General features: G+C 25.8%; 1 protein-coding gene. It reads right to left on the bottom strand.

Going from position 1 to position 650, the window contains the following annotated elements; all coding sequences use genetic code 11:
- Nucleotides 1-36 precede the first annotated feature (36 nt).
- Nucleotides 37-375 carry a bacteriocin immunity protein gene (locus tag LRA01S_RS10635; RefSeq protein WP_061775570.1) on the bottom strand — a complete coding sequence of 113 codons (339 nt, stop codon included), beginning with the start codon at nt 373-375 and terminating at the stop codon, nt 37-39.
- Nucleotides 376-650 lie beyond the last annotated feature (275 nt).

Genomic DNA, 650 nt, shown 5'->3' with positions numbered 1-650 from the left:
ATGATTTTTATAACCTATCTAATTGAATCATGAATTTTAGTGAAAAGGGACTTTTTCTCCAAATTTATAAAATTGCGATTTATCAGAAAAGTCAGCCATGTATGAACCGTTTATTCCTGCTTTCTGTCCAATAATACTCAATTCAATTGTTAGCTTTTCTTCTTCATTCGAGAACTTAATTTTTCCTGTGGAAGCAGTAATGCGAATATATTGATTAAGTTTATTTATTAGAACTTCTGGATGTCTTTCTTTATCAAGTTTTTTATTAACTTGTGATAATACATCAAGAATATCTAAAATTTCTTTGGACTTATTAGTACGCTCTTCCAATAGATTATACAAATTATTAATTAAGTTTTTTTCAATTGTATTCATATTTTTTAAGCTCTTCCATTACCGTAGTATTTGTATCCTCCACCAGTAATAGCCGTTAGTTGCTTTTCATCTAACATAGTGTAATGTTTCATAATTCTCGTCTCCTTTTGAGTTTTACTAAAACAACTAGCAATTTGGATATGTAATAAGAAGTTGTTAGTTATTTTAAATTATTTACAAAATAATTTTAGCACAATTTGTTAAATAATGTATGAAAATAATGTTTTTAAAATCAAACAATAAATCTTATCATTTTTTCAAAAGATGCTATCCTT

The organism is Pseudolactococcus raffinolactis NBRC 100932 (assembly GCF_001591765.1).
In the GTDB taxonomy this organism is placed as follows: domain Bacteria; phylum Bacillota; class Bacilli; order Lactobacillales; family Streptococcaceae; genus Pseudolactococcus; species Pseudolactococcus raffinolactis.
This window is presented reverse-complemented; position numbering and strand designations above follow the sequence as displayed.

Bases quoted from the DNA above. Each gene is read 5' to 3' on its own strand.
- LRA01S_RS10635 (WP_061775570.1), bottom strand. From the start codon at position 375: ATGAATACAATTGAAAAAAACTTAATTAATAATTTGTATAATCTATTG.